Raw genomic sequence first — 7,514 nt, 5'->3', positions numbered from 1 at the left:
TGTAGCCGATGAGATACTAGCAGCCCCTTTTGCCATAGTTGGATCTATTGGTGTGATAGCTCAAATACCTAACTTTAATAAAATATTAAAGAAAAATGATGTGGAATTTGAGCAAATTACTGCAGGTGAGTTTAAACGTACGCTTACTTTATTTGGTGAAAACACAGATAAGGCCCGTGAAAAATTTCGTGAAGAAATTGAACAAACACATGATTTATTTAAAACGTTTGTAAGCACTCAACGCCCAAGCTTAGATATAAACTTAGTTGCGACAGGCGAGCATTGGTTTGCAACTCAAGCGATTGATATAGGTTTGGTAGATGTTATAAAGACAAGTGATGATGCATTGCTGGAGCAGCAACATGAGCGCCAAATTTATAAGATTAAATACAAAATTAAAAAGGGATTAAGCGATAAGCTAGCTCTTGGCCTGAGTAGTGGTGTAAATAAAGTGGGAATAAACTTACTCTCTAAATTTAAATCCCTAAATCCTTAGATTAGAATTTTTTTACGATTCAGTTTAATTCTTTCTACTCGAAAAAAAACCTTGATGTATTGCATCAAGGTTTTTTTATAGCTGTATAAATGTAGCTTATGAGTCAATAGACTTATGATAATCTTCTAAGTCTTTAGCTGCATTAGGGTCGTTAAAGATGCTCTCATCAAGTTCACCTTCAGACTTGGCAACAACACAGGTAACCATACAATCACCGGTTACATTAACTGCTGTACGTGTCATATCAAGTAATCTATCTACACCGATAATAATTGCAATCCCTTCTACAGGTAAGCCAACTTGATTAAGTACCATCGCGAGCATTATTAAGCCAACACCTGGTACGCCTGCTGTACCTACAGAGGCAAGTGTTGCTGTTAGTATAACCATTAGATAATCAGAAATTGTTAAATCTACACTAAACACTTGTGCAATGAATACGGTANGCATGATGGCAGTGCCATCCATGTTAATGGTAGCACCCAGTGGGATAGTAAATGAGGCAACCGAGTTATTAGCACCTAGTTTTTTAGTAGCAGTTTCAAGTGTAATAGGCATAGTTGCGCTTGAGCTCGAGGTACTAAATGCAAATAAGCATGTGTGCTTCATTTTTGCTAAGAAAATAAGCGGGTTTAAGCCCGTTAATATTTTTAAAAGCAATGTGTAGTTTACGAAAGCATGTAATAACAGTGCAAGCACTACAACGCCAAAGTATTTGGCTAGGCTAACAATTAAGTTAAGCTCAATTGTTGTAAATAGTTTTGCCATTAAAAAGAACACGCCATAAGGTGCAATGTTCATTAACAGCGTAACTAGTTTTAAGATTACTGTGTTTAAATCTTCAAAAACACTTGCTACGCGTTTGCCTGTTTTACCACTTAATGCCATTGCTACACCAAATAATAGTGCAAACACTATAACTTGAAGCATATTACCCTTGGCCATGGCTTCAAATGGGTTAGTAGGAAACATATCTATAATTACACGTGCAAGGGTAGGCGCTTCTTTAGCATCATAAGTTGCATTAGATGGCAAGCTTATACCTTCACCAGGGCTAAATAATAAGGCAAGTGTAATCGCCACTGTTATAGCAATAGCTGTAGTTAATAAATATAAACCAATAGATTTACCACCTAGGCGGCCTAGTTTTTTAGGGTCGCTTAAGCTACAGGTACCACAAACGAGCGATACAAAAACAAGAGGCACAACTAACATTTTTAAGCTGGCAATAAATATTTGGCCACCAACATGGAAAATACCATCAACAAAAAAGGCTTTAATTGGCAAAGAGAATAACCCAAGTGGTATTAGATAATCGTCTTCACCAGCTAATATAGCCTGAAATATAAAACCTACTGCAACCCCAAGCGCCATACCAATCATGATGCGAGTGGTTAAACTCATTGAACGGATTTTTGACATATTCCCTGATCTACATTTTATAAATTTGCCATAGACTACCAGCAAGGAAATATTTACTACAGAAAAAATTGGTATTTATTTAAAATTATTTTGCGCAAAAAAGTAATAAAAAACTGAGATTTTAGACTAAGTTATAGGTTAATATTAAGTGAAAATTAATTTTGGTTATAATAACAACGCTAGGGAGAGGTTCATGCCTTTAATGCGACTGCTCGGCATTTCATTGCTAAGTTTTTTACTCACAGCCTGTGGTGGCGGTGGGTCACTTGAAAAAGACGGCTCCATTAGTGATGGTGATTCCACGACGGAAACATCAACCTATACAATAAGTTTGAAAGGTTATTTGAAAGCGAGTGATACTGAGTCGAATAGTGTTACTGCTGATGCTCCTTTAGAATTAAGAGCTAGTTTAGTTAATGAAGATGGTGATGCAGTGTCTGGCGAGCGTATTACATTCACGTTAGCGGATTCTATTGGTGAGCTAGACCCAGTAGCAGGTACCGCTCTTACTCAATCAGATGGCGTAGCGACTATTGAACTAATAGCAGGTTCAAGTGCAGGTGCAGGTGAAGTTACAGCCACTTTTACGATTGATAGTGTCAGTTACACGGATACATTTGCTTTTGAATCTGATGGTACCGCGTCAACAGAACCTCAGTTAAATATCACAGCTGTAAACAGTTCAGGTGAGAATACTCGTAATGTTGATTATTCAAACCCTCTTACTGTTCAAGTTGAGCTAGAGATTGATGGAAAGCCTGCTGCATTTAAGCTTGTTGAATTCGTACTCACTGGTTTAGGAACAATCAATCCAACTAACGGCACAGCACTAACAAATGCTCAAGGCATTGCAACAATAAGCCTTCTAGCTGGTACAGAAGTTGGTGCAGGTTCTATAGTTGCAACCTACACTGATAATGAAAACATTGTTTACAGCTCGGATGGTTATACATTTACTACCGAAGGTGATGCACCCGTTCAGGGTGAGTCGTTAGACTTTTCTATAGGATTGAGTCTTACATCTTCGACTTCATTGACCGAAATTAGTACCATTAGTGCAGCCGATAGTGGTGTGGTTAAAGCAACTGTTCTTGATGGTGATGGTATTAAAGTAGAGGGGGCCGTTGTTAATTTTTCTTCTACCCTAGGTAATCTTATCCCAAGCATTGGAACAGCATTAACAAACGAAAATGGTATAGCTTCACTTAATTTAACTTCAGGTACTGTCGAAGGTGCTGGTTTAATAACCGCACAGTATGAAGGTGTGGAGAAAACGTTGGGCTTTTACACCCGAGGCGATGCTGTAAACCCAGATCAAAGCACTGCGGATATCAATTTTAAAATTTTGCAAAACTGTCCGGTTGATTTTAAAACAACTAGAGATGCAAGTTTATGTGAAGAGGTAACAAGTATTTCAGGTGATTCTTCAGCTATTTTATTTATTGAAGTTACTAATGAAGACTCTACAACACCACTTACTCAAGCTTTAGTAACCGCTACTACTACTATTGGATCTATTACTCCTTCAACAGGCACTGCAATTACAGATGCAAATGGTATCGCACTACTCGATATTGTTCCTGGGCAGGATGTAGGGGCAGGTGAAATCACCGTGTCTGTACTTAATAGTAACTTGACTAAAGCGTTTCAGATTGCTGCGGTAGATATCGAAATTTCTATTTCGAGCTCTATTGCTGATGATGAGCTATTAGCGGCAGGGGCTACGGCTCTAATTTCTATTGAAATTTCTAAAGATGGTGAGTTATATACAACTCCATTAACGGTTGAATTCTCATCGGGCTGTGTAAGTTCGGGGCAGGCATCAATTGATGAAACAGTGACTAGTATTGGTGGATTTGCACGTTCAACATATCGCCCTTTAACTTGTGTGGGTGGTGATATTATTACAGCAACGGTTATTACTGGTGGAGATACGGTTTCTGCAAATACTACAATTAATGTATCACCTGCAAATATTGGTTTTTTACAGTTTATAGATGTTACAGAGCCTGTAATTGCACTAAAAGGTACTGGTGGTGCTAACCGCACCGAAATTTCAGAAGTGACTTTCAAACTTGTCGATTCAAACGGGAACGATTTAGCGTCAAGAACGGTTAACTTTGAACTTTCAACTGCTGTAGGTGGCATTACATTAGGCACAGCAAGCGCTATTACTAATGCCAGTGGCGAAGTGAAAACATCAGTACTATCTGGTTCGATTGCAACACCTGTACGTGTTATTGCATCAAGTGAGGAAGAGGTTGAAGGCAATACAGTCATTGTTACGGCTCCCTCAGATATTCTTGTTGTTAGTACGGGTATAGCTGATCAAAATAGCTTTTCTTTATCACGCTCTGAATTTAACGCACATGGTTTGAATGTTGATAGTACAGAGGTATCAGTAAATGTGCGTTTAGCCGATCACTTTAATAATCCTGTTCCAGATGGTACGGCCGTTACTTTTATTACAGAAGGTGGAGTTATTGAGCCAAGTTGTACTACAACGAATGGAGCATGTAGCGTTACTTGGACAAGTAGCAACCCGCGTCCTTTTACTGATTCAATGTACGAAAATACAATTGCTCAAAAATGTGATGGTGGATTACCGTGCCCATTAGGTATTTTAAATAATGATCTTACAATAGATTTACCACTTGGTGGACGAGCAACCGTTCATGCATATGCTATTGGTGAAGAGACTTTTTCAGACTTAAATGGTAATGGTTACTTTGATAGCGAAGACTTCTTTGATGATTTATTTGATATCCCAGAAGCTTTTATTGATAACAATGAAGATGGTACTTTTGGCGGTAAAGATTGCAGTGATGGAACAGACCCATGTTCTCGTGACAATTCAACTGGTGATGAGTTTGAAGAGTTCGTAGATTTTGATGGTAATGGCACTTGGACTACCCAAAACGGTTTATACAATGGTTTACTATGTCGTGAAGAAGACGAAACCGCAGGACTGTGTAGCCGTCAATTGGTTAATGTATTTCAAAACCAAGAGATTGTAATGTCTGGCGATGAGGCTTTCTTTAGGTTAGTAACCTATGCTGATGATTGCTCTGCTATTACAGGCGTAACAGCGACTGAGGTACGTGTAAATAGTGACCCCACAAGCCCTTTAGTGCTTAGTTCAACAGGCCAACGGATGTGTGGAGTTAATTCAATAGACTTAACAGAAGCAACAGGAACTAATAGTGTGGGGTTAACAGTATTCATAGCTGATGTCTATAATAACCCTTTACCCGTTGGGAGTGAGGTAACTATTGCCTCTGAAAATGGTATTCTAACGGGTACTAACAGTTATATCTTTCCTAATACCACAAGTTTTGTGCCTGTAGGCATTTCGTTTGGTATAACAAGAGAGCCAGCCGATGGAAGAAATGATATAACTGATGGTTTTTTAACAATTAGTGTTGAAGCTACATCGGGTCTTATTACGTCAACTTCAATTGTAGTTACTGATGACGCTAAGCTATAATTTTATGATGTTTTAAAAAAATGCCAACCTTTAGGTTGGCATTTTTGTTTCTGTTCTATATATTCCACATCAATTAATCTAAAAACACCTGTTTGTTTAATTTAACGACAAAAATTGTTCGTTTATTCAGTAAATACTGAAAAGTTTGTATTAAAAGCTTGTAACAACTAGTGTTTGTAGATATACCTATAAATATTCGCGCCGCTTATGTCGGCAAAACACATTTTTAATATTTGGTTAGAAATAGGCAACTATGGGCAAATCGCTAGTAATTGTAGAGTCACCTGCTAAGGCTAAAACAATTAATAAATATTTAGGTAATGACTTCATCGTAAAGTCCAGTATTGGGCATGTACGTGATTTACCTACTTCAGGTTCGAGCAAAGCTAAAGTGCCGGCAACTAAAACGCCAGCAGAAGTTCGCAAAATGGAACCTGAAGAGAAAGCAGCGTATAAAAAGCAACGAGATTATACTAACCTAGTCGCGCGTATGGGTATTGATCCTGAGCAAGGTTGGGAGCCGCATTATGAAATCCTGCCAGGTAAAGAGAAGGTTGTTCAAGAATTACAAAAGCTGGCTGAAAATGCAGATCAAATATACCTCGCAACGGATTTGGATAGAGAAGGGGAAGCAATTGCTTGGCACCTTCAAGAAATCATTGGCGGCGAACCTGAAAAGTATAAGCGCGTAGTTTTTAACGAGATTACCAAAAACGCAATACAACAAGCCTTCGAAACACCAGGTGAGCTTAATACTGACATGGTTTACGCTCAGCAAACACGACGCTTTTTAGACCGTGTTGTAGGCTTTATGGTTTCTCCTTTGTTGTGGGCAAAAGTTGCACGTGGTCTATCTGCAGGACGAGTTCAGTCTGTTGCGGTACGCTTATTAGTTGAGCGTGAACGTGAAATTAAGGCATTTATCCCTGAAGAGTTTTGGGATATTCACGCTGATGTTAAGAATACTGAGTCTGAGTTACGCTTAGAAGTAACCAAACAAGCAGGAAAGGCATTTAAGCCTGTAAATGAAGCTCAGGCTAGTGCAGCTGTTAAAAGCCTTGAGAATGCAGAATACAAAGTAATTAGCGTTGAAGAAAAACCAAGTAAAAGTCGCCCAAGTGCGCCATTAATTACTTCAACCATGCAACAAGCGGCAAGTACACGCCTAGGTTATGGCGTTAAAAAGACTATGATGCTCGCTCAGCGTTTGTATGAAGGCGGTTATATTACTTATATGCGTACCGATTCAACCAATCTTTCAAAAGATGCGGTTGAAATGTGTCGTGAGTATGTAACGAACGAGTTTGGTGCTAAATATTTACCAAAAGATCCAATTAACTATAGCTCTAAAGGCAATGCACAAGAAGCGCATGAGGCAATTCGTCCTTCAAGCGTTACAGTGTTGTCTGGTCATATCGAAGGCGTAGATGCCGATGCTAAAAAGCTGTATGAGCTAATTTGGCGTCAGTTTGTAGCGTGTCAAATGGTACCTGCTGAATACGACTTAACAACACTGACTGTTGCTGCTAACGATTTCCAGCTCAAAGCAAAAGGCCGCGTGCTTCGCTTTGATGGTTGGACAAAAGTACAACCTGCGGTGCGTAAAAAGAACGAAGAAGATCAATCACTGCCAGCTGTTAAAGAAGGTGAAATACTTACTTTAATAGAACTTGATCCTAAGCAGCATTTTACTAAGCCGCCAGCTCGCTTTAGTGAAGCTAGTTTAGTAAAAGAGCTTGAAAAGCGTGGTATTGGTCGTCCATCTACTTATGCGTCGATTATATCAACAATTCAAGATCGTGGTTATGTACGTGTAGAAAATCGCCGTTTCTTTGCTGAAAAAATGGGTGAAATTGTTACTGACCGCTTAGTTGAAAACTTCACTGATTTAATGAACTTTGATTTTACAGCTAAAATGGAAGGTCGTTTAGATGACATTGCTGAAGGCGAGCGTGTATGGACTCAAGTTTTAGATAAGTTTTATGCTGATTTTTCAACGCAACTAACTGTCGCTAAAGACGAGCCAGAGAATGGTGGCATGCGTCTTAATGAGATGGTTGAAACCGATATAGAATGTCCTACATGTAGCCGCAAAATGGGCATACGTAC

Annotated in this window: 4 protein-coding genes; 3 read left to right on the top strand and 1 reads right to left on the bottom strand. The window is 38.9% G+C overall.

Annotated elements, in window-relative coordinates:
• Positions 1-496 (top strand): S49 family peptidase (locus L652_RS0116610; protein WP_024596728.1); only part of this gene is annotated, 496 nt, incomplete at its 5' end.
• A gap of 96 nt (positions 497-592) precedes the next feature.
• Here the strand turns inward: L652_RS0116610 and L652_RS0116605 are convergent.
• A complete protein-coding gene (locus L652_RS0116605) occupies positions 593-1,918 on the bottom strand; it encodes a dicarboxylate/amino acid:cation symporter (RefSeq protein ID WP_024603565.1) in 1,326 nt (441 codons plus the stop codon).
• Between the two features lie 193 nt (positions 1,919-2,111).
• On the opposite strand from L652_RS0116605, the gene L652_RS0116600 reads away from it, so the two are divergent.
• Positions 2,112-5,405, top strand: a complete 3,294-nt coding sequence (locus L652_RS0116600; protein WP_024596729.1) for an Ig-like domain-containing protein — start codon at positions 2,112-2,114, stop codon at positions 5,403-5,405.
• Between the two features lie 253 nt (positions 5,406-5,658).
• On the top strand, positions 5,659-7,514 hold a 1,856-nt coding region (gene topA, locus L652_RS0116595), incomplete at its 3' end, for a type I DNA topoisomerase (RefSeq protein ID WP_024603564.1).

The organism is Pseudoalteromonas sp. TB25 (assembly GCF_000497995.1).
Lineage (GTDB): Bacteria > Pseudomonadota > Gammaproteobacteria > Enterobacterales > Alteromonadaceae > Pseudoalteromonas > Pseudoalteromonas distincta.
Note: the sequence above shows the minus strand (reverse complement) of the source record. Positions and strands in the feature narration are given on the sequence as shown.

Coding starts and splice junctions, on each gene's coding strand:
- L652_RS0116600 (WP_024596729.1), top strand. CDS start 2,112: ATGCCTTTAATGCGACTGCTCGGCATTTCATTGCTAAGTTTTTTACTC.